The organism is Microbacterium sp. Kw_RZR3, assembly GCF_029222405.1.
In the GTDB taxonomy this organism is placed as follows: Bacteria; Actinomycetota; Actinomycetes; order Actinomycetales; family Microbacteriaceae; genus Microbacterium.
Genome location: NZ_JARHXC010000079.1, coordinates 16,309 through 38,546 on the forward strand (window position 1 = coordinate 16,309; position 22,238 = coordinate 38,546).

Below are 22,238 nucleotides of genomic sequence, written 5' to 3' on the forward strand. Positions count from 1 at the left end.
GGCACGCGGCTAGGCTGGCCCAATGGCTCTTTTCTCGCGCCGAAACAAGTCCGACGACCGCGCCGACACCACGATCGAACCGGGCGAGCAGCCCGTCGACCCGGCCGGTCCAAGCGACGCCACCGATTCCGCGGACGCCGGCACCGAAGCCGCCGCCGCACCCACCCCGAACGTCACCATCTCGACCTCTTCGTTCCGCGGGGTCGGTGCCGCTCCCGAGACCCCCTCGACGCCGCCGGTCGCGGCACGTCCGTCGGCGCGGCAGCCGGGCCCGATGGAGGCGCCCGAGGGCTTCGAGTCGATCCCCGGCCTGCGCGACAACGCGCTTCTCGCGACGGCGCTGGCCGAGATCAAGGGCCAGCCGGAGCCTCCTCAGCTGCTGAACGTCGCTCGCCAGTTGCTGCAGGGACACGTCTTCCTGCGCGTGAAGGGTGACGCACGCGCTCTTCTCGCCGAGGGCAAGGACCTGCCCCTCGCGATCGCGACCCGCGGAGACGAACAGCTCGTCCTCGCCTACAGCAGTGGCCAGGCGCTCAGCAAGAGCGTCGAGGCCGACGGCGACCGCGACACCTCCGCGATGGGGCAGCCGATCATGGCGCTCCTGCGGCACGTCCTCGACGGTCCGTACGCCGGAATCGTCCTCGACCCGGCGTCCGACGACGCGCGTGCCGTGCTGCCGTCGGCGCTGCTGGAGCGAATGGTCGGCGAGGCCGATGAGCAGCTGCGCGTCAAGACCGCGCTCAGCGAGAAGCGCACCGACGACACGGCATCCGCGATCGTCTCGGCGATCGTCGACGGTGTCCCGCTCTGGATCGCGGTGAACCAGACCGAAGAGGGCGGAGCGGTCGGCGTCGCCGAGTCGCGCTCCGCCACGGGCGAGCGCTTCCTCGAGGTGTTCTCGCACCCGCTCGAGCTCCTCGCGCTCGGTCGCGGCGACCAGCCCGTGCCGCTCAAGGCGGAACAGCTGGCCAAGGCCCTCGCGAGCGACGAGGGGCTCACCGGCCTGCTCGTCGATCCCGCCGGCCCGTGGATCCGTCTGTCGCGCGCCGACCTCGCTCCGGTTCTGGCGCTCGCGGAGTAATTCGTCGCGGGGCTAGTCCTCGCGCGGTGTGCGCGGGACCGACTGCGGGCTGTGCGTCAGGGCTCGGACCGGCGCGTCCCGTGCCGTTCGAGCCTCGCGCGCCCGAGCGCCGCGTGCGAAACTCCTGAGCTTCCGCGCACTAGCGGTTTCGGCGTGCGGTTTCATCCGCGCGAGGGCCCATTCCTCAGGAGTTTCGCCCGCGTGCGGATGCCGCGGGCTCGGGCGTCGGAGCCGTCAGACCCCGTACAGCTCGCCGACGGGGACGGCGACCGGCAGGACGTTGCCCGCCGGCGCGAGCGGGCACGCCCACATCGGGTCGTACGCGCACGAGGGGTTGTACGCGAAGTTGAAGTCGATCACGAGCGTCTCCGGGGTCGCGCCCCGGCCGAGGTCGGCGCCCTTGATTGTGTCGATGAGGTAGCGGCCACCGCCGTAGGTGCCGCTAGGGCGTCCGGCGGCGGCATCGCGAACGGGGATGAACAAGCCCCCGCCGTACGAGGTCAGCCGCCACACGTCGAGAGATCCCGTGTCCGGTAGTTCGACGCGGCCGATGCGTTCGAAGCCGACTTCGCCGTCGGTTCCGGTCGTGGCGACGAACGACGCTTCGTCGGCGTCGAGCAGCGGTACGTCGAACCGCCACGCCGTGTCGTAGGGCGCGAGCGGGAGACCCGTGAACGCCTCACGCTGCTCGGGGAGCAGAGGCGTCGCGGGATGCCCGGCGAAGAGTGCGTCGCGCTCGATACGCCAGAGCTCGTGCGCCTCCTCGGGGTCATCCGCCTCGCGCACGGCGTCGTAGAGGGCGAACACGCGGCGACGCCAGTCGGCGATCTCGAGGGCGGTGCGGGCGGCAGCGGAGGTCATCGTTCGAGCGTACGGGCGGCCGGATGCCACGGCTCGGGGTGGACAGCGGGCGGCTGCCGTGATGCTCGGGGCCTCCCTGCCCCGGGGCCCGGCTGCACCTCGAGCGCGAAAGCAGGAGTGCGCATGGTCCGCGCCTCGGCTCGAGCGAGGGAACGCGACGACCACGCACCGCAACGGGGCAGACACGAGCCCTGCCCGCGCACTAGCGTCGGGGCATGGCATCCCCTCGCATCACCCTGACCGCGCCGGGCCCGCACGGGGACCGGGAGATCGGGCTGTCGAGTCCCGACCGGGTGCTGTGGCCCGAAGTGGGCATCACCAAGCGCGAGTTGGCCGAGTACTTCCTCGCCGTCGCCGATCCGTTCCTCGCGGCCAACGGGAATCGCCCTGTCTCGCTCGAACGCTTTCCCGAGGGCATCGGCGGTGAGAGTTTCTTCTCGAAGAACCCGCCGAAGGGGGCCCCCGATTTCGTGGAGGCGGTCACCGTCACGTACAACAGCGGGCGGCGGCATCCGCAGCTCATCGTCACCGAGATCGGCACCGCCGTCTGGGCGGCGCAGATGAACACGATCGTCTTCCATCCGTGGGCGTCGCTCGCGAGCGACCCCGATCACCCCGTCGAACTCCGCATCGACCTCGATCCGCAGCCGGGCACCGGCATCTCCGAGGCCGTGACCGCCGCGCTTGAGCTGCGCGCCGTGCTGCGCGAGGCGGGTCTCGAGGCCTGGATCAAGACGAGCGGCAACCGCGGCCTGCACGTGTTCTGCCCGATCGAGCCGACGCACGAGTTCCTCGACGTTCGGCACGCGGTGATCGCCGCGGCCCGGGAGCTGGAGCGGCGGATGCCGGATGCCGTGACCACCAATTGGTGGAAAGAGGAGCGGGGGCAACGCATCTTCGTCGACTTCAACCAGGCGAACCGCGACCGCACGATGGCGGGGGCGTACTCGCCGCGCGCCCTGCCCGCCGCGACCGTGTCGACTCCGATCGGATGGGACGAGCTCGACGGTCTCGACCCGAGCGCATTCACGGTGCGGACAATTCCCGACCGGTTGGCATCCGTCGGCGACCCGTGGGCTGACTTCGCGGCGAATCCCGGCCGCATCGACACGCTGTTGGAGTGGTGGGAGCGCGATCTCGACAACGGCTTGGGCGAGCTGCCGTTCCCTCCGGAGTTCCCGAAGATGCCTGGCGAGCCGCCGCGTGTGCAGCCGTCGCGCGCGAAGGCACCCGAGGCGTGATCCTCGACCGGTGACCTCCCGGGGTGGCGCCGGCCGAGACCTCTCCGGCGGCACCCGCACCGCAGCCCCGGGCCGCGACCGGTCCGGCCGTGACCCCCTCAGCGTGCCCCGCCCCCCGCGGGGCTTTGAAGCCCTCCCTGGTCACAACGAGGGCCCGTGAACTGCGCCGAATGCACGCTGGCGGGCGCTCGGCGCATGCATTCGGCGCACGTCAGCGTTCGTCGGCGACGTGCGGGGACCCATGCCAAGGGGCGGGGCGGCGGGGCGACGGTTGCCGCGCGGCGGGCTCAGTCGAGCACGCCGCCCAGGTCGTACGCGCTCACGGTTTCGAGCTGCGCGAACGTGCACGATTGCGCGTCGCGGTCGGGGCGCCACCGCTCGAACTGCACGGTGTGGCGAAAGCGCATGCCCTCGAGCTGGTCGTAGCGCACCTCGAGCACGCGCTCGGGGCGTAACCGGACGAACGACACATCTCTGGATGCCGAGAACCGCGAGCGATCGGTCTCTCCGACGACCGCTTCGCCGTCGGCATCCCGCTCGACCAAGGGGGCGAGCTCGTCGATCAGCTCGAGACGACGCTTGTCGGTCCAGGCGGATACGCCGCCGACGCCATGGAGTCGACCCTCGTCGTCGTAGAGCCCGACGAGGAGCGAGCCGACGCCCTGACCCGACTTGTGGATGCGATACCCCAGCGCGACCACGTCAGCCGTGCGGGCGTGCTTGATCTTGAACATCGTGCGCTTGTTCGGGGCGTATGGCTGGGCGAGGGGCTTGGCGACGACACCGTCGAGCCCGGCGCCCTCGAACTCCGCCAGCCAGCGACGGGCGAGGTCGGGGTCGTCGGTCGTCCGCGTGACGTGAACCGGGTGAGGAACCGCGCCGAGCAGATCTTCGAGCTGGGCCCGCCGCTCGGAGAAGGGCTCGGACTGTAGATCGCGGTCGCCGCGCGCGAGCAGGTCGAACGCGATGAACATGGCCGGGGTCTCTTGCGAGAGCATCGTCACGCGGGACGCGGCGGGGTGGATGCGCTGCGACAGTGCCTCCCAGTCGAGGCGCTGCGCGCCGGGCTCGCCGCGCGCGACGACCACCTCGCCGTCGATCAGGCAGGGCTCGGGCAGGATCTCGGCGAAGGCCGCGACGAGCTCGGGGAAGTACCGTGTGAGAGGCTTCGCGCCGCGGCTGCCGATCTCGACGTCGGTGCCGTCCCACGACACGAGCGCCCGGAAGCCGTCCCATTTGGGCTCGTAGCTGAACCCGCCCTCGACCTTGCTGTGGTCGGGGATCGCCGGTACGGCCTTCGCCAGCATCGGCGCCGGGATCTCGTACGGCATGGTGTCAGTCCGAGCTCTCGTCACCGGCCAGGGGGACCGGGTTCCGGCGCTTCTTGCGGCGCGCCCACTCGGCAGGTTCGTCGGGGCCGTTCCAGACGGTGATGATGCCCCACGCGACGGCGGTGAGCGGCACCGCGAGAAGGGTGCCCAGGATGCCGCCGATCGCGGTTCCACCGGCGAGCACGACCAGCACGACGAAGGAGTGCAGCTTCATCGTGCGCCCCATGAGGACGGGCTGGAGGAAGTTGCCCTCGAGCTGGTTCACGAGCACGACGACACCGACGACGATGAGGGCGACGATCGGCCCGTTGGTGACGAGCGCGACGAGCGCCGCGAGAATGCCCGCGGTCACCGCACCGACGATCGGGATGAACGCCAGGAGGAACACGAGGACCGCGAGCGGCAGGGCGAGGGGCACCTGGAGGATCAGTAGACCGATGTAGATGCCGATCGCGTCGACGGCGGCGACGGAGGCCGTGCCGCGGACGTAAGAGCCGAGAACCGTGACGGTCTTGTCGCCGATACGGCGCGCGCGGTCGTAGTGGCTACCGTGGAACGGCCGCAGGACGAACTCCCACATGCGCGGACCGTCCTTCAGGAAGAAGAACAGGATGACGACCATCAGCACGAAACCGGTGACGAACGACGCGATCGCGCTCACACCGGCCAGGGCGCCCGTACCGAACTGCGAGCTCGTGACGAAGTCTTGGATGCCCTGAACGACCTGGTTGACCTGGTCGGGCGAGACCGCGAACGGCAGGGTGTGGTACCAGTCCTGAGCCTGCTCGAAACCCTTCGTCGCCTGCGACGACAGGTAATCCCACTGGTTGATGACCGCGTTGACGACGAGCCAGCCGAGCGCGGTGAGGACGACGACGACGGCGAGGAGGGTCAGCAGCGTCGCGAGGACCGAGGGCACGCCTTTCTTGCGCATCCACATCGTCACGGGCCCGAACGCGGAGGCGAAGATGAGGGCAAGGATCAGGGGGATGATGACGAGCGTCACCTGCTGGATGCCCCAGATCAGCCCCGCCACGAGGATTGCCACGACGATGATCTGCACCGCCCGCACGGCGAGGCGTCCGAAGCCGTCGGCCCACAGGCTCTTCGGCGGCGGCTCGACCGCTGCCGCAGCGGAGGCGATGGCGTCGCGAGGCGCGGGATGACGAGAGAACAGGCCCATGCGACGACGTTAGCGGGAGCCACCGACATGGCCCGCGCGGCTTGCGCGGGTCGCGATCGCGGATTAGGCGCCGGGCGCCCGGCATCCGGGGTCAGACGAACGCGCTCATCCCGGTGATGTCGCGACCGAGGAGGAGCGCCTGGACGCTCTCGGTGCCCTCGTACGTGTGGATGGCCTCGATATCGGCCATGTGCTGCATGACCCCGTTCTCGAGCAGGATGCCATTGCCGCCGAGCAGGTCGCGAGCGATCGCCGCCACGCGGCGGGCGGCTCGCGTGTTGTGGTACTTCGCGAGCGATGCCTGCGTAGGGCGCAGGCCGCCCGAGGCTTCGAGGTCGGCGAGGCGGCGGCAGTACAGCTGCATCGCGGTGAGTTCGTCGAGCATCTGCGTGAGGCGTTCCTGCACCATCTGGAACTTCGCGAGGGGCTTCCCGAACTGCATGCGTTCGGTGGCATACGTTCGTGCGATCTCGTAGCACGCTGTCGCGTGACCCAGGGCCGACCACGCGACCCCTGACCGTGTGGCGAACAGCACGGTCGACGCGTCCTTGAAGGTGTGAGTGCCGGGGAGGACGGCATCCGGAGCCAGGCGCACGTCGTCCATGGCGATGTGGGCCTGATGGATGCCACGGAGCGACACCTTGCCGGTGATGACGGTGCCCGTGTATCCCGGGGTGTCCTGCTCCACGAGGAAGCAGCGCACCTTGCCGTGATCTTCGTCACCCTCGGCGTCGACGCGGGCCCAGACGAACGTGATGCCGCCGGACGCGCCGTTTCCGATCCACTTCTTCGTGCCGCTGAGCGACCACCCACCGGTCCCTGAGCCTGTCGAAGGGACGCGGGTTGCGGTGGTCTCGAGCGAGACCGAGTCGGAGCCGTGGTCGGGCTCGGTCAGCGCGAACGCGCCGAGCACCGTGCCGTCGGCGAGGGGCTTCAGCCAGCGTTCCTGCTGCTCGGGGGACCCGAAGAGGGCGAGGGTGCGGAGCGCTAAACCGCCCTGCACCGCGAGGGCCGTGGCGAGCGAGCCGTCGTGGCGTGACACCTCCATGTTCACCAGGCCGGCGGCGAGGGGCGAGGAGTCCGGCAGGTCGGGGTGCTCGATGCCGTCGGTGAACAGCTCGAGTTCGCCCATGCGCCGGAGAAGCTCGACGGGGTAGGTCGCGGCATCCCACTCGCCCTGCATGCGGGTGCCGACCTCGTCGCAGAAGGCTTTGGCGCGATCCCAGATCGCGCGGTCGGCGTCGGGGACGTCGGCGAACACGCCGTAGTAGTCGGTGTCGCGGCGGCCGAGCAGATCGTAGTGCGAGACGCGCTCGCCGGGCAGCGTACGGGCATCGGCATCGATGGTCATGGTTCCCAGTATCGCTCATGTTGGTACTGAGTGTCACGCCATGATCCCGTGCCGTGTGTCGCGGAATCCTCCCCCGCGGGCGGGATGCGCCTGAACGTCCAGAACACCCGGACGCCCTCGCGCCCGGCTCCGGGTGTTTCGGACATTCACATGCCTCGGAGTGCGGCGAGGGCGGCATCACGCGGGGAAGAGAGGGCGTTCCGGGTAGGGTCGCGAGGGTGAGCGCGCTGACCTTCCTCCCTGCGACAGAGCATCCTGATCTGCTGGCCGCGCCCGTCGCCGTCGCGATCGCGGCGCTGGATTCCGCGACCGCCTCGCGCATCGACGTGGCGGCCATCGACCCGGCGCTGGCCGACACCGCCGCGTTCTGCGAGGCCTACGGTCAGAGCCTGGACATCTCGGCGAACTGCCTGGTCGTGCAGGGGACGCGCGGCGGCGTCACCTCGACGGCGGCCTGTCTCGCCCTGGCGACGACCCGCCTCGACGTCAACGGCGCGGTGCGGCGCCTGCTCGACGCGCGCAAGGCGACATTCGCCCCGATGGACGACGCCGTCGCGCAGACCGGCATGGAGTACGGCGGCATCACGTCGCTCGGCATCCCTTCCGAGTGGCGCCTGCTGCTCGACGCGCGCGTGGCGGCGCTGCCGCGGGCGATCGTCGGTGCCGGGATCCGCGGCGCAAAGTTGTTCCTCCCCGGTGAGGTCTTGGCATCCCTCCCCGGCGCCGAGGTGATCGAGGACCTCGCGAAGCCCGTCGCCTGACATCGCGGCCCTGCCGCCCGTGCCGTGGCGGGGTTCCTCCGGCGCGTGCGGAGTTGAGTGTCCAGGACACGCCGCAACATACGCGTCCCTTACGGCGTGTTTTGGACACTCAACGCCGAGGGAACGAGCGCGCTACTCGCCGAGCGAGGCGCGGAGGCGCCGCGTCACCTCGGCCGCGGGCATGCGGCGGGGGAAGGCCGCGACGATGAGGTCGTCGCCGGCCGCGTCGTCGCCGGCGGGGTGCACCCCGTAGCGGCGGAGCACGTCGTCGAGAGCGCGACGGAGAACGGATGCCGGCACCCGAGCGCCCCGCATGAGCCGGCGCAGCACGTGGTTGTGCACCGCGGTGACCAGGGCCGCGAAGCCGACGGCATCCAGGGAGTCGAGCCCGGGGAGCGCTTCGCGCAGGTACTCGTCGAAGAGGCGCTCGTAGCGGAACACCGTGATGATCTCGCGGTCGCGCAGTCCCGGAACCTGACGCACGATCGCGTAGCGGCGCCGCGCGAGCTCGGGGTCGGCCGCGAAGTGCCGGAACACCCGCACCGACGCTTCGCACACCGCCGCCCACGGGTCGTCATGCGGCTGGGCGAGGTACGCCCGTGTCTCGGCGAGCAGAACTTCGTGATCAGCGAAGACGACGTCTTCTTTGCCGCCGAACTGCCGGAAGAACGTCGAGCGCGACACCCCCGCGGCCTGCGCGATCTGCTCGACCGAGGTCTGGTCGTACCCGCGCTCGGCGAACAGGTCGATGGCCGCGGCCACCACGGCCGTGCGGCTCGAGGGGGCAGCGGCGTCACTCACCCTCGAAGCCTAACGGCGCGGGGTCTCAGCGTCGCCGCGACCGCACGCGCACGACGATGACCACCACGGCTCCCACGATGAGGAGCACGATCGCCCCGATGGCGAGCGGCAGTAATGCCGAGGCATCCATTCCGCTGTTGGCGAGGCGCGACGGACCGGCGGCGACGGGCGTCGTCGCGGATGCCGACGGCGACGGGGAGTTCGTTGGGGAGGCAGTAGGGGTCGGGGTGGGCCTCGGAGTCGGGGTGGGGCTCGGGCTCGGGGTCGGCGCGGGGGGAAGCGCCGCGAGAGCCGCTTCCGCGTTGATGAGTCCCGCGCCGACCGAGTTCTCGACGGAGACGAAGTCGTTCGGTGCGTCCATCGGCGTGGCCGTCGAGGTGAGGAGGGCGCGCAGGCCCTCCTGGCCGAGGTCCGGCGTCTTCGACAGCACCAGCGCGGCGACGCCGGCGGCGTTGGGAGCGGCCGCCGAGGTTCCGACGAACGTCTTCACCGCCGGATCGTCGGTGGGCATTCCCAGGACCGAGTTGCGCGCGCGGTCGACCGACATCACGTCGGGTCGGCTCACCACGGGCCGCGGCTCGAGGATCGCCGACGGCGGGTCGGCGGTGGCCGATCCGAACGCCCAGACGACGGGGCCGTAGCTCGAGAAGTACTCCACCTCGGTGGGATCGTCTACCGGGGACGCGCCGATGGAGAGAGCCGCGGGGTCGCCGTTGTGCCCGGTGTTGGTCCGCCCGATGATGTCGTCGCCCGCCGAGCGCCAATATTCGGCCGACCGAAGGGTGGCGCCCTGGCCGAAGATGACCGAGATGGGTGGGAGGGGCAGGGAGGTGTCGGCATCCGGAATCACGATGCGCGCGACCGAGATCTCGACCTCCGTCGGGGTCGCGGACGCGGGGAGCGTGACGGTGAAGCCGGGAGTGCCGTCGAGCATCCGGGTCGCGGGAGTCGCGAGGATCTCGCCGTCGACCGTCACGATCGGGACCAGCAGGCCGCTGACTCGGCCGAGCGGCTCTCCCCACTGCACGTCGACGGGGGTGCTGTCACCCGCGCCGACGGTGTAGCCGAGGGTGGCATCCGTGCCCTCGCCGGGATCGACGTCGAGGCAGTCGACGGGGGTGTCCCAGCCCTGTGCCTCGGCGCCCGTCACGATGTCGTCGGGGCAGGCAATCGGGCGGTAGGCGGGGGTTTCCCAGCCGTTGATGGGGGATGTTTCTTGACCCGGGCGGGGATCCCGAGCGAGCGCCGTCGAGTTTCCGGCGGCCGAGAAGTACGCCACGCCCGCTTCGTTCGCCCGCGCGATCGCCTCGCCGACGGGGGAGCGCTGGAAGACGGGCTCGTTCTTGGGTTCGACGTCGTCGACGATGATGTCCGCCCCGTCGGCCACGAGCATCTCGATCGCCTCGATGACGGATGCCGCGTGCCCCTCGTCGACGGAGGCGAAAGCGAGTTCGGCACCCGGCGCGATGCCGTGCACGAGCTGGACCATCGCGCGACCTTCGTCCGTGCCCTCGGCGGCTTCACGCACGACGTGGACGGGGGTCTCGTGTCCGCAGGGGTTCCCCGGGCCGGGGAGGAGTCCGTTCGCGATGTCGTCGGCGACGGTCGCGCCGGGAGCCGAGGTGCGGCCGAAGGAGTCGGAGATGACGCCGACCTTCACGCCCGTGCCGTCGACGCCGAACGTCTCTCGCGCAATGTCGGCGCGCAGGGGCGCGTCGGCGTCGACGGGGATGGTGCGGCAGGATTCCGGAGCAGCGGGCGTGGCGGCGAGAGCCGCGGGGGCGACCCCACCGGCGATGAGGATAAGAGCGAGGGCGAAACCGACGGACGTACGCAAGGCGGGGGACTCCTGGTCGACGACGCCGTCGGCCGGGTGGCTCGGCGGTGGCTCGAGGAGCCGACGAGCCTCATCCTATGGTCTGCACTCAGCTAACGCACAGGTTTCTCGCGAGCTCGAGACCGCGGACTCGTTCAGCTCTTCGCGCCCGTGAACGCGAGAGCCCCGCCGAGACTGATCATCATGACGCCGCCCGTGCCCGACAGTGTCGAGATGCGCTTCGGCGACCGCGCGAACCAGGTGCGCGCCGTGCCCGCGGCGAGAGCCCACACGCTGTCGCACGTCAGGGCCATCAGCTGGAACATCAGCCCGAGGATGAGCAACTGCAACCACACGGCATCGGCGTGCGGCGCGACGAACTGCGGCAGCACGGCGACGAAGAAGGCGATCGTCTTGGGATTAGTCAGGCCGACGACAAAGCCCTGGCGCAGCAGTGTCCACGAGGAGGTGGGGCCGCGGGTGGCGCCGGTGACCGCAGCGTGGCGGTGACGGATCGCCTGGATGCCGAGCCACACGAGGTAGATCGCCCCGACGATCTTCAGCACCGTGAACGCCACGATGGAGGAGGCGACGATCGCGCCGACACCGAACGCGACGGCGAGCACCGCGGGAACCGTGCCGAGGGCGTTGCCGACGACGCTCAGGACACCCGCACGGCGGCCGAGGGCGATGGAACGCCCGATGACGAACAGCACCCTGGGCCCCGGAATGACGATGATGACGACGGATGCCGCCACGAAGGCCAGCATGTTCTCGATCGGAGGCATGCGTGCAGCGTACTGCTGTCGCGTTTCGGGGACGTTCCGTTGTGGTGCGTCGGGGCGTTGTTTGCCGGTGTTCGTCGCTTCGGGGGTGCTTGGGCGGCGAAATGCGGCAAGTCACGCGGGGTCGGGCCGGCGCGCGGACGCTTCGTTTGCCGCTATTCGTCGCTTCGGGGTGCTGGGGCGGCAAGGTGCGGCAAATGACGCGGCATCGCGCGGGAACGGGATGCTTCGTTTGCCGCTGTTCGTCGCTTCGGAGCGCCTGAGCGGCAAAGTGCGGCAAGTCACGCCGGGACCGCTCTACGCCGGCACGGCCTCCCGCGCCAGCAGCTCGCTGACGCGCCCCACGCACCCGCCGCAGCCGGTCCCCGCGCGGGTCGCGGCCTTCACGCACGCGACCGTCGGCTCCCCGGCCGCGATCGCCTCGCGGATGGCCCCGGCGCTCACGCCGTTGCACCAGCACACGGTGGCATCCGCGGCGAAGGGGTCGGCGACGACGGCCATTCCGGCGTCGGGGGCGTCGAGCCGGAGCAGCGACGAGCGGTCGGCCGGGAGCTCCGAGCCGCGCTCGAACAACAGGGTCAGTTCGGCGCCGGTGCGTGGCATCCCGACCGCGACGAAGCCGGTGAGCACGCCCTCGACGGTGACGAGCTTCACGTAGGCGCCCCGCGCGGGGTCGGCCCAGAGGGTGACCTGGGGGCCGTGGCATCCGGGAGCGTGCGAGAACGGGTCGGCGTCGACCGCGCCCCCGGCCACCACGTCGATCCCCTCGGCCTTGAGCATGACGACACCGGGGCGTTCGACGGATGCCGGCCCCGAGGCGCCCGTCGAGAGCAGCGCCGCGAGCCGATCGGCCTGACGCCAGCCCGGCCCGACGAGTCCGCTCGGGCCGCCCGGGACGCGGCCGTGGGCGTCGGCGTCCGCGGGATCGGCGACGTGCGCGCAGTCGCCGATGGCGAAGATGTCCGGGTCGGTCCACGAGCGCGAGGAGGCGTCGACGAGGATGCCGGCCGAGGTGGCGAGGCCGGCGAGGGATGCCACTTCCGTTCGCGCCGCGACCCCGCACGACAGCACGAGCAGGTCTCCCGCGAGCACCTTGCCGTCGGCGCAGACGAGGCCGTCGAACCACGCGTGCCCGTGGTCGTCGTATCGGAGGAGGATGCTCTCCGCGCGCGCGTGGTGCGCCATCTCGACGCCGACGGCGGTGGCCGCGGCGGCCAGGACGCGTCCGCCGTTCTCATCGAGCGTGCGGTTCATGGGAGCTGCGGAGTGGTAGGCCACGACGACGTCCGCCCCCGCCTCGGCCGCCGCGAGGGCGAGCTCCATGCCGAGCACTCCCGCGCCGAGCACGACGATCCGCTGCCCGGCTGAGACGGACGCGCGCACGTGTTCCGCGTCGGCGAGGTCGCGTAGCGCGACGACGCCGCGGGGGAGGGGAGCCCCGCCGAAGTCGAGTTCTGCGGGGGAGGCTGAAACGGAAGCCCGGTCGCGCCGCGCGCGTTCCATACCGGCGAGCGTCGGGACGTTCGCGCGGGCACCGGTCGCGAGCACGAGCCGGTCGTAGTCGAGACGGATGCCGTCGTGCAGGCGCACCGAACGGCGGTGGCGGTCGACGCCCACCACCGTCGTCGCGAGGTGGAACCGCACGCCGGCTTCTTCGGCGACGCGCCGATCGTCCATGTCGAGGCCGGCTCGTTCGGTGCGGCCGACCGCGTACTCAGCGAGCAGGACGCGGTTGTAGACGTCGTGCGGCTCGGCGCCGACGACCGTGAGGTCGATGCGTCCCTCGCGCACCGCGGGCAGCAGCCCGTCGATCAGCCGCGCCCCGACGGGGCCGTAGCCCACCAGCACCACACGCTCAGACATGGGTTCCCTCCTCGGTGCGAACAGCGCCCGGATGCTCCGACACCACCATGGGCCCGTGCTCGGACGCCGGCACGGGGACAGCGGCATCCGGAGCCACCCGCACCCGCGTGCGCTTGAACTCCGGCATGGCCGATGTCGGGTCGACGATCGCCTCGGTCAGGCGGTTCGCGCACTCGTCGCCGGCGTAGTGGAACGGTAAGAAGACGGTGTCGTGACGGATGTCGGTCGTCACCGTCGCGCGCGCCCGCACCGTGCCGCGCTCGTTCGAGACGGCGACGAGCGCATCTTCCCGGATGCCGAGCCGCGACGCCGTGGCCGGATGGATCTCGAGCCGCGCCTCGGGGCGGGCACCGTTCAGCTCGGCGACGCGACGGGTCTGCGTGCCCGACTGGTACTGCTGCAGGTAGCGGCCGGTGACGAGGGTCAGCTCGCCGCCGCGGTCGATGGGCGCCGGGGGAGTGGCATCCACCGGCACGAGACGCGCACGGCCGTCGGCGTGGGCGAAGCGCTCGGTGAACGGACGCGGGGTGCCCTCCGAGCGGTAGGGCCAGTACGCCTCAATGCCCGTGTCGAGCAGCGCGTGCGAGAGGCCGGAGTAGTCGGCGATGCCGCCCTCGGACGCACGGGCGAGCTCTTCGAACACCTCCGACGGAACCGTCGACCAGGTGGATGCCGCGTCCAGCCGCCGCGCGATCTCGGCCATGATCCATAGCTCGCTGCCGGCACCCTCGGGTCCCGGCAGCGCTTGGCGACGGCGAATCACCCGACCCTCGAGGGAGGTCATCGTGCCCTCTTCCTCGGCCCACTGCAGCACGGGGAGCACGATGTCGGCGAGCTCCGCCGTCTCGCTGAGGAAGAAGTCGCAGACGACGAGGGTGTCGAGGGCTTTCAGCCCGGCACGCACGGCCTCGACGTCGGGGGCCGAGACGACGACGTTCGACCCCGCGACGAGCAGCGTCTTCACCGGCCCACCGAGTTCGCCGAGCAGGGCGGTGGCCGGGATGCCGGCATCCGGGATCTCATCCGGATCGACGCCCCACACCCCGGCGACGTGCCGGCGGGCTTCGGGGTCGCGGATGGAGCGGTACCCGGGCAGTTGGTCGGCCTTCTGGCCGTGCTCGCGTCCGCCCTGGCCGTTGCCCTGCCCGGTGAGGGTGCCGTAGCCCGAACCTTCGCGGCCGACGAGGCCGAGCACGAGAGCGAGGTTGATCGCCGCGGTCGCGGTGGCGGTGCCGTCGACGTGTTGTTCGACGCCGCGTCCGGTGAGGATGTAGGCGCGTCCCGCGGCGAGGCGTCGCGCGGTTTCGCGGAGGTGCGCCACGGGGACCCCAGTGGTGGATGAGGTGCGCTCGGGCCACCATGCCGCGACCGAGCGCCGCACCGCGTCGAACCCGCTCGTGCGCTCTTCTATATACGTGCGGTCGAGCAGGCCCTCGGCGATGGCGATGTGAGTGAGGCCGAGCAGCAACGGCAGGTCAGTGCCGGGAGCGGGCTGCAGGTGGGTGCCCGCGCCGTCGTCGGTGAGACGCGCGGTGGCCGACCGGCGCGGGTCGACGACGATGAGTCCGCCCGCGGCGCGCGCTCCGGCGAGGTGCGCGAGGAACGGCGGCATGGTCGCGGCGACGTTCGAGCCGAGCAGCAGGATCGTCTGGGCGTCGTCGAGGTCGGTGACGGGGAAGGGCAGGCCGCGGTCCATCCCGAAGGCCCGATTGGATGCCGCGGCCGCGGACGACATGCAGAACCGGCCGTTGTAGTCGATGCGCGAGGTGCCGAGCGCGACGCGGGCGAACTTGCCGAGCTGGTACGCCTTCTCGTTGGTGAGTCCGCCGCCGCCGAAGATCGCGTTGGCGTCGGGCCCGTGGATGTCGCGCGTCGAGCGGAACGCCGCGGCCACGGCATCCAGTGCCTCCTCCCAGGTGGTCTCGGCGAGGGTCCCGTCGGATTGCCGCATCAATGGCATCCGGAGTCTGTGGGGGGATGCCAGGAGCTCCGCCGACGTCCAGCCCTTGGCGCAGAGCCCTCCCCGGTTGGTGGGGAAGTCGCGGCCGGTGACCGTCGTGTGGCCCGCGTGGCTGACGGTCATGGCGCACTGCAGTGCGCAGTAGGGGCAGTGGGTGTCGGCGGAGCTCATGGGGTCAGATCCGCGTTCCGGTCTTCTTCGACATCCGCAGGTAGACGCCCGCGGTGAGGGCGAGGAACGCGACGTACGCGAGGGCGAACCAGCCGAGGGCGGGGGTGTACGAGCCGAACGTCGTCTTCGAGAAGCCGAGCAGCTGCGGGATGAAGAAGCCGCCGTACGCGCCGATCGCCGAGATGAGGCCGAGGGCCGCGGCCGCCTTGCGCTGCGCGCCGATTCCGCCGTTGGCCTTGAGGGCGAAGATCGTCGGGATCATGCGGTACGTCGAGCCGTTGCCGATGCCCGCCGCCGCGAACAGCACGAGGAAGCACAGCAGGAAGATCGCGAAGTTCTGCATCGGCAGGGTGAGGATCACACTCAGGATGCCGAGTCCCATCACCGTGAAGGCGCCGATCGTGATGACCGTGCCGCCGAAGCGGTCGGCGAGCTTGCCGCCGTAGGGGCGGGCGAGCGAGCCGACGAGCGCGCCCAGGAACGCGAGGGTGACGGTGGCAGTGCCGATCGCGATGCCCTTGAAGTCGGGGAACGTGTCGGCGAGCAGCTTCGGGAAGACGCCCGCGAAGCCGATGAACGAGCCGAAGGTACCGATGTATAGCAGCGACAGCACCCACATGTGCGGCTCTTTGAGAGCGGCGAGGGATGCCGTGATGTCGGCCTTCGCGGCGGAGAGGTTGTCCATGCGGAGGTAGGCGCCGACCATCGCGACGAGGATCAGCGGCACCCAGATGAGGCCCGCGAGCGGGAGGTTGAGGGTCGCCGCGGCGCCGACCGTGATGACGATGGGGACGACGAACTGCGCGACCGAGGCGCCGAGGTTGCCGCCGGCGGCGTTGAGTCCGAGGGCGTACCCCTTCTGCGCGGCCGGGTAGAAGAACGTGATGTTCGCCATGGAGCTGGCGAAGTTGCCGCCGCCGAAGCCGGCGAATGCGGCGATGAGGAGCAAGAGGCCGAAGGGCGTCTGCGGGTTCGACACGGCGATGGCGAGGCCGATGCTCGGGATGAGCAGAAGGCCAGCCGAGACGATCGTCCAGTTGCGGCCACCGAAGCGGGGAACCATGAACGTGTAGGGGATGCGCAGCGTCGCGCCGACGAGGCTCGGCATGGAGATGAGCCAGAAGATCTCACCCGTCGAGAGCTGGAAGCCCGCCGCCGGCAGCGACACGACGACGACCGACCACAGCTGCCAGACGACGAAGCCGAGGAACTCGGCGAAGATCGACCACCGCAGGTTGCGAGAGGCGATGGCCTTGCCTTCTTTGGCCCACTGCGTGGCGTTCTCGGGGTTCCAGTTGTCGATCCAGCGGCCGGGGCGGTGGCTCAGGGCTGCTGTTTCTGGCGCGGTCGTTGCGGCGGGCTGCGCCGTTGCGGCTTCGGGGCGCGGGTCGGTGACGGTCACGGGGTCCTCCGGTGGGCGATGTGGGGAGGTGCAGCGCCCCGCATGGGCTGGGCGTGCCGTCAGCGTAGGGAGGGGGCGTTACCCGGGAGGGCGTCGGGAGGGGCGGGGAGGTAACGGTTGGCTCACCCCGCCGGGCAGGGTGGGAGAGGGGGAGTTTACGTGGGCGTTACACGGGGGAGGGCGGGCCAATAGAAGGCGGCGGGGTTGGCACCACTGGCTGACACCACTGGCTGACACATGACCGATTATCGGAGCGTCGAAACACTGGGAGCAGTCGCGGAGCACTAGTCAGCGCCTACGCGGTCTGGGGACAGTGCCCGCCAGCTCGCAGCGATTGATGTGCGTTCGGCGCCAGCGACCCACAAGCGGAGCTACTCAATTGTCTGTCTGCCTGCACTTGCTGATAGCCATCTACTCCTTGAATGAGCCGTTCTGGCAGTGTGCACATCGTCTGGCTCCGACGGCGACGTTCAGCGCGAAAGTTGCCGACATTGGATCTCGGGGGCCGTCGTTCCCACCCATTGGCGTTTGTCGGCGTCAGGGCTCCGCGCTAGGTTCGGAGAGTTGCAAGGGGGATACAACATGGCGTGGATCGAGCAGTTCTCGGTGGCGGGACTAGCCGGGCGCCCGGAGACCGTGACGCGGAAACTCAACCGGCACGTAAACGTATTCTGGGGGCTCAATGGAGCGGGTAAGACCACGCTCCTCAAGATTCTGCACGCGGCGATGAACAACGACGCGAACGGGCTGGAGGAACTTCCCTTCGACGAAGCGGAGGTCGTGTTCCGCGTCGGACGTGAAGAGGGTCGAGTCGTGCGCCGGTTCTCTAAGACTCAAGAGCAGGACGAGCCCGAAGACGACACGGGCGAAATGTTCATGAGCACCGATCTCAGCGTCGATTCGCCGTGGGAGATCGAGACAGAACGGCCCACCGACTGGGAGACAATCTGGGACACCGCGGACTTTTCAGCGCGCGTCGTGCAGGGAAAGTTCAATCACTCCTACCTGCCCATCACACGCGTGACAGACAGCCGTCGTCGCGGAGGGCCCTCCTACGACTACGCGGGCATGAACGGTCGGTACTCGACCGACGACATTTTCGTTGAGCAGGTGCGCGACCGCTGGCGCGACTACGCGATCAAGAGCACCAGCCGCATCCGCGACATCCAGCAGCAGGGCCTGGCCACGGTGCTAGCCATTCTGTTTGGTGGCTTCCGTGGCCCACAGGCGAGCCTGAGCAAGGGTGGGGACGTGGCGCCGGAGGAGGCCTACAGCCTCGTTCAGTCGTTTCTCCGCGAGCAGAATCTCCCTCTCGTCATGCCGAAGGGCGCGTTTGTCGAGAAGTTCGATGAGTCGCCCACGCATCGCCAGGTCGTGTCCGAAATTCAGGAGGTTCGACGGGAGACGGACGAAGTGCTTTCGCCGCAGCGAGAATTTCAGCGCATCATCGACTCGATGTACGCGGGTAACAAGCACCTTGTACTGTCGTCCCCGCGCACCCCTCGCACGGCTGGATCGCCTCCAATCGGTATCCGGGTCAAGGACAAATCCATTCCTCTGAAGTCGCTTTCCTCCGGGGAGAAGCAGCTTCTTCAGATCCTCCTGGAAACGCTCGGGGCGTCTGGCGAGACGGTGATGATCGATGAGCCGGAGCTCTCGCTCCACGTTGTTTGGCAGCGTGAGCTGGTGGACTCCATGCAGCGCGTGAATGAAGATTGTCAGCTCCTGCTGGCAACCCACTCGCCGGAGATCATGGCTGAGGTGCCCGACGACTGCGTCTTCGAGCTTTGAGCAAGCCAAAGTGGAGCGCGAACGGCTTTGCGCGGCTCGTGCAGATTAGCGGTGACGGCTTCTGGGTGGTCGTCGAGGGCCGCGACCACGACCGCGCGCATTATGAGCGCCTCCTCGAAAACCTGCCTTCCACGAAGGATCGAAATGTAGTCATCCGTTTAGCCGAGCACATCGAAGTCAACGGGAAAGCCGCGGGCGGTAAAGCTCATGCACTCGCGTTACACGACCACCTCCAAGCTTCGAATGACCTCACGCAGTCGAGCAAGTCAGGAAAAGCGCGCGTCGTGTTTATGGTCGACCGCGATCGAGACGACTACCTAGGCAATATGAACTCGTCTCCGAACGTCATGTACACGCACAGCACCGACGTGGAGGCCGACATCCTCCTGAACGTCGAGATCTGGCCAGCCGTTCGCGCCGCCTACGGTATTGATTCCAGCCTCTCCGGGAAGATTCGCAAGGTTGTGCCAGACCCTGCGATTGGCCTCGCCAAGCTGTGGGAAGACTGGCTTCGCCTGGGTCTCACTGCTCTCGTGTGCGATGCCGGAAATTGCGCGCCGTGGGCTCAGCCGTCTATGGTCAACGTCCCCACGTTCGAGGCTGTCGACGCCGCTCAGGTGGCGAGGGTAGAGTCGGCGATCCAGACGGTCGCGCCGCGGAAGTACGCAGCGGGAGTCGCGCAGGCATCAAGCCATGTAGCCCGCCACCAGGAGCGCCTTCTGAAGGGCCGTTGGTTATCGAGGTATATCCATGCACTGGTTAAGCACCATCTGAAAGACGAAGTCGTCCGAGTGAATGTGCAGGCTGACGCGGTCATCGACACTGCGCTGATGGGACTGCAGTACACCGGCTCGTGGGCACAGCATTACGAAAGCCGCTTCGCCTCGCTTGTGGCGTCCAACTGAGCGAACGTCGAGGGTCCGTAGGTAGATGAGAGCAAGGTGCGGGCGCAACGTAAGGCCCACGCGGCCGCCATCTGACAACGTGGAGCGGTCGTTTGGCGCAAGCGCGCGTCGCGTCGGCGCACCCTGACACTAGAGAACGTCGTCGAACGAACGGGCGCCTCAGCTGACGGAAAATTGACCATCGGACTTCGCCGCTTCTGCTTACCGACCTCATACACGGCATCGGCCCGCTCGTTGCGCCCCAGATCGCCCACCCGCTCGGCATCCAGTAGCTTCATCTCACCAACCGCTCCGAAGGCAGGTGAAGCCATGTCCCGCACGATCTCGTCGACAGTTCACCCGATCCAGCGCTGCATGGCGGCCTCGAATCCGGTTCTTCACGATTGAGGGTGTAGTTGGGTGAGTGCGTCGGTGGCCGGGTGGGGGTCGAGGTCTCCCGGATGATGGAAGTTCTCACACTGCCCATCGCCGAAAGACCTCGACGTGCTCCACCCTACGTTCGCGACCCCTGACCTGACCACGTTCTGCCGACTTGACGAGCTCGGACTCGAAGCCGTCGGGCAGCTGATCGAATCCGATAAGGCGGTGCTTGAGTGTCGCCTGGCGGAGGCGGATCCGTGGTGTCGGAAGTGCGGGGCGGAGGCGGTGCCGCGTGACACGGTGACGCGGCGCCTGGCGCACGAACCGTTCGGGCACCGGCCGACGACGCTGCTGGTGCGCGTTCGCAGGTATCGGTGTGGTCACTGCAAGCGGACGTGGCGGCAGGACATGAGCGGGGCGGCGGCGCCGCGGGCGAAGATCTCCCGCGGGGGCCTGGAGTGGGCGCTGCGGGGCATCGTCATCGACCACCTCACCGTCACCCGCGTCGCCGCAGGCCTCGGGGTGTCCTGGAGCGCCGCGAACGATGCAGTCCTCGCCGAAGGTCGACGTCGACTCATAGACGACCCGGCCAAGTTCGACGGGGTCACCACGATCGGTGTCGACGAGCACGTCTGGCGGCACACCAGGTTCGGCGACAAGTACGTGACCGTGATCATCGACCTCACCCCGGCGCGCGAGAAGATCGGCCCGGCACGACTGCTGGACATGGTCGAGGGCCGTTCGAAGCAGGTGTTCAAGCAGTGGCTCGCCGCCCGGCCCGCGGACTGGTCGAAGAGAATCGAGGTCGTCGCGATGGATGGGTTCAGCGGGTTCAAGACCGCCGCAGCCGAGGAACTCCCCGACGCGGTCCCCGTCATGGACCCCTTCCATGTCGTCCGCCTCGCCGGTGACGCCCTGGACCGGACCCGTCAGCGCGTCCAGCAGGCCACTCTCGGGCACCGGGGCCACGCCGGTGACCCGCTCTACGGTGTCCGACGCACCCTTCACACCGGCGCGGGCTTCCTCACCGAGAAGCAGACCGCACGACTCGACGCGGTGTTCGCCATCGAGGAGCACGTCGAGGTCGAAGCGACCTGGGGCATCTACCAGCGCGTCGTCGCGGCCTACCGGGAACCCGACAAGAACAAGGCCAAGGAGATGATGCGCGCAGTGATCGACGCCGTCAGCAGCAAAGTCCCCACCGCGCTCGTCGAGATCCGACGCCTCGGGCGCACGCTGAAACAGCGGGCCCCACGTCCTGGCGTTCTTCGACCGCCCCGGCACATCGAACGGGCCCACAGAGGCGATCAACGGCCGCCTCGAACACCTCCGCGGCTCCGCCCTCGGCTTCCGCAACCTCACCCACTACATCGCCAGATCCCTGCTCGAAGCCGGAGGATTCAGACCCGCACAACACCCTCAATCGTGAAGAGCCAGTTATGACCCACCATCGCGACTTGAAGCAGTGGACATCGTAGAGGTCGCGCTCCCGCCCAAGGATGCGCTGTGACCCAACCTTCTGAACCAGCCCAGCCCGGTCTTCCTCAGGGGATTGCGAGTTCACATAGTCGCGAACGCGGCGCTCTTCCGCCTCGGCCATCTCCATCTGCTCATCATCGCAGAACCGCGCGCTACGGCGATGCTTGACCGGGCGGCATGATCTTCCGCGCCTTATCGAGCAATTCGATCACTTGTGCCGCGGTCGTCACTGACACCTGGTCGTCGCTCGGCTCGTTCCCGCTAGTCGACTTGGTATCGGCATATGTGTTTCCGAACGCCTTACCGACGAGCCCGATGAAAGCGTCATCCACCTTGGGCTTCTCAGAAACATTCGCCAGGAAGGGTCCTATTGCGCGGAGTTCAAGCTCCATCCGCTTGATCGCATTCGCGTTATTGATGAGTCGGCTTCCCAGCCTGATCGCGACCGTTGCCGCCGAGCCAGCAAGAACGCCGATACCGAGTCGCGTGATGATGGTCGTCCAATTCACGTCTCCGCCTGAGGTCTTCGAACCCTCGAAGATCAGCCAGATGAGGGGGACTGCCGCCAAAACCAGGAGGGCGAACCCCAAGAGGTAGTAGCGGTTGCCCAGCTTCCTGCCCCAACCAGCCTCTGTCTCGAACTGAGCGGCGACCTCATCTGCGGCGATGGCGCTGACGAGCTTCGTGTATTTCTCCTTTGCGCCAATCAGCTCCTCGTACTCCGCCTTAGCCGAAGCGAGCCGCTCGGTGATTCCATCCCTAAGCGGATCGAATTCTTCCTTGAAGGACGACTCTCTCGCCTTCTTCCACTTCTCGTAGGCGGCATCGTTCCTCTCGGTGAGCCGGGCAACTGCGGCTTCGGCATCCTCGACGGCCCCATTGACGACGGCCCTCTGGGCTTCGATTGTGGACTCTAAGGCGACTAGCTGCGTCCGCGCTTCAGCAAGGTTCTCCTCGACCTGATCACGCTTTGTCTCGACCTGGCTCTCATACTGTGCCACTTCGCTTCGCAACGACTCATGCTCTGCCTTCAGTGCCTCGATGCTCTTGCGCTGAGCCTCCAGCAATTGCTCAAACAGAGTGTTCATCTGTTTGA

16 protein-coding genes and 1 pseudogene are annotated in these 22,238 nt (G+C 68.9%); 6 read left to right on the top strand and 11 right to left on the bottom strand.

The genetic code is table 11. The features are described from left to right. Positions 1-22: 22 nt before the first annotated feature. Positions 23-1,081, top strand: coding sequence for an SseB family protein (locus P2P98_RS04305; protein WP_275797547.1), 1,059 nt, complete (start codon positions 23-25; stop codon positions 1,079-1,081). 234 nt (positions 1,082-1,315) lie between these two features. On the opposite strand, the gene P2P98_RS04310 is transcribed toward P2P98_RS04305, so the two are convergent. Continuing rightward, positions 1,316-1,942 carry a DUF1684 domain-containing protein gene (locus P2P98_RS04310; RefSeq protein WP_275797549.1) on the bottom strand — a complete coding sequence of 209 codons (627 nt, stop codon included), beginning with the start codon at positions 1,940-1,942 and terminating at the stop codon, positions 1,316-1,318. A gap of 215 nt (positions 1,943-2,157) precedes the next feature. Between P2P98_RS04310 and ligD the strand changes: the two genes are divergently transcribed. Continuing rightward, positions 2,158-3,183 (top strand): non-homologous end-joining DNA ligase, encoded by a 1,026-nt coding sequence (gene ligD, locus P2P98_RS04315; protein WP_275797551.1) that lies wholly within the window; start codon positions 2,158-2,160, stop codon positions 3,181-3,183. Between the two features lie 287 nt (positions 3,184-3,470). On the opposite strand, the gene P2P98_RS04320 is transcribed toward ligD, so the two are convergent. The 3 genes from P2P98_RS04320 to P2P98_RS04330 all read right to left on the bottom strand — a co-directional run bounded on the left by P2P98_RS04320 (position 3,471) and on the right by P2P98_RS04330 (position 7,048). Further along, positions 3,471-4,514, bottom strand: a complete 1,044-nt coding sequence (locus P2P98_RS04320; RefSeq protein ID WP_275797552.1) for an ATP-dependent DNA ligase — start codon at positions 4,512-4,514, stop codon at positions 3,471-3,473. 4 nt (positions 4,515-4,518) lie between these two features. After that, on the bottom strand, positions 4,519-5,697 hold the full coding sequence (locus P2P98_RS04325; protein ID WP_275797554.1) for an AI-2E family transporter: 1,179 nt from the start codon (positions 5,695-5,697) through the stop codon (positions 4,519-4,521). Between the two features lie 91 nt (positions 5,698-5,788). Then, on the bottom strand, positions 5,789-7,048 hold the full coding sequence (locus tag P2P98_RS04330) for an acyl-CoA dehydrogenase family protein (RefSeq protein WP_275797556.1): 1,260 nt from the start codon (positions 7,046-7,048) through the stop codon (positions 5,789-5,791). Positions 7,049-7,266: 218 nt separating this feature from the next. Here P2P98_RS04330 and P2P98_RS04335 point away from each other — a divergent pair, with 218 nt between their 5' ends. Continuing rightward, the gene (locus tag P2P98_RS04335; RefSeq protein ID WP_275797558.1) at positions 7,267-7,809 is read left to right on the top strand and encodes a YbaK/EbsC family protein; all 543 of its coding nucleotides are present in this window, start codon (positions 7,267-7,269) and stop codon (positions 7,807-7,809) included. 132 nt (positions 7,810-7,941) lie between these two features. On the opposite strand, the gene P2P98_RS04340 is transcribed toward P2P98_RS04335, so the two are convergent. The 6 genes from P2P98_RS04340 to P2P98_RS04365 all read right to left on the bottom strand — a co-directional run bounded on the left by P2P98_RS04340 (position 7,942) and on the right by P2P98_RS04365 (position 16,607). Further along, positions 7,942-8,610 carry a TetR/AcrR family transcriptional regulator gene (locus P2P98_RS04340; protein WP_275797560.1) on the bottom strand — a complete coding sequence of 223 codons (669 nt, stop codon included), beginning with the start codon at positions 8,608-8,610 and terminating at the stop codon, positions 7,942-7,944. 25 nt (positions 8,611-8,635) lie between these two features. Further along, positions 8,636-10,447 carry a S8 family serine peptidase gene (locus tag P2P98_RS04345; RefSeq protein WP_275797562.1) on the bottom strand — a complete coding sequence of 604 codons (1,812 nt, stop codon included), beginning with the start codon at positions 10,445-10,447 and terminating at the stop codon, positions 8,636-8,638. Positions 10,448-10,581: 134 nt separating this feature from the next. Next, positions 10,582-11,214, bottom strand: a complete 633-nt coding sequence (locus tag P2P98_RS04350) for a LysE family translocator (RefSeq protein ID WP_275797564.1) — start codon at positions 11,212-11,214, stop codon at positions 10,582-10,584. A gap of 294 nt (positions 11,215-11,508) precedes the next feature. Then, on the bottom strand, positions 11,509-13,074 hold the full coding sequence (locus tag P2P98_RS04355) for an FAD-dependent oxidoreductase (protein WP_275797566.1): 1,566 nt from the start codon (positions 13,072-13,074) through the stop codon (positions 11,509-11,511). Beyond that, positions 13,067-15,205, bottom strand: a complete 2,139-nt coding sequence (locus tag P2P98_RS04360; RefSeq protein WP_275797568.1) for a molybdopterin oxidoreductase family protein — start codon at positions 15,203-15,205, stop codon at positions 13,067-13,069. The genes P2P98_RS04355 and P2P98_RS04360 overlap by 8 nt, the downstream gene beginning before the upstream one ends. 4 nt (positions 15,206-15,209) lie before the next feature. Beyond that, positions 15,210-16,607: an MFS transporter gene (locus tag P2P98_RS04365; RefSeq protein ID WP_275797569.1), complete on the bottom strand. Its 1,398-nt coding sequence runs from the start codon at positions 16,605-16,607 to the stop codon at positions 15,210-15,212. 582 nt (positions 16,608-17,189) lie between these two features. Here P2P98_RS04365 and P2P98_RS04370 point away from each other — a divergent pair. From P2P98_RS04370 to P2P98_RS04380, 3 genes and pseudogenes are all read left to right on the top strand, one after another. Next, positions 17,190-18,398: an AAA family ATPase gene (locus P2P98_RS04370; protein ID WP_275797571.1), complete on the top strand. Its 1,209-nt coding sequence runs from the start codon at positions 17,190-17,192 to the stop codon at positions 18,396-18,398. After that, positions 18,395-19,303 carry a hypothetical protein gene (locus P2P98_RS04375; RefSeq protein WP_275797573.1) on the top strand — a complete coding sequence of 303 codons (909 nt, stop codon included), beginning with the start codon at positions 18,395-18,397 and terminating at the stop codon, positions 19,301-19,303. The genes P2P98_RS04370 and P2P98_RS04375 overlap by 4 nt, the downstream gene beginning before the upstream one ends. Positions 19,304-19,786: 483 nt before the next feature. Further along, positions 19,787-21,092: pseudogene (locus P2P98_RS04380) on the top strand (ISL3 family transposase). Between the two features lie 202 nt (positions 21,093-21,294). Here P2P98_RS04380 and P2P98_RS04385 read toward each other — a convergent pair. After that, a partial coding sequence (locus tag P2P98_RS04385; protein WP_275797575.1) for a hypothetical protein occupies positions 21,295-22,238 on the bottom strand: 944 nt, incomplete at its 5' end.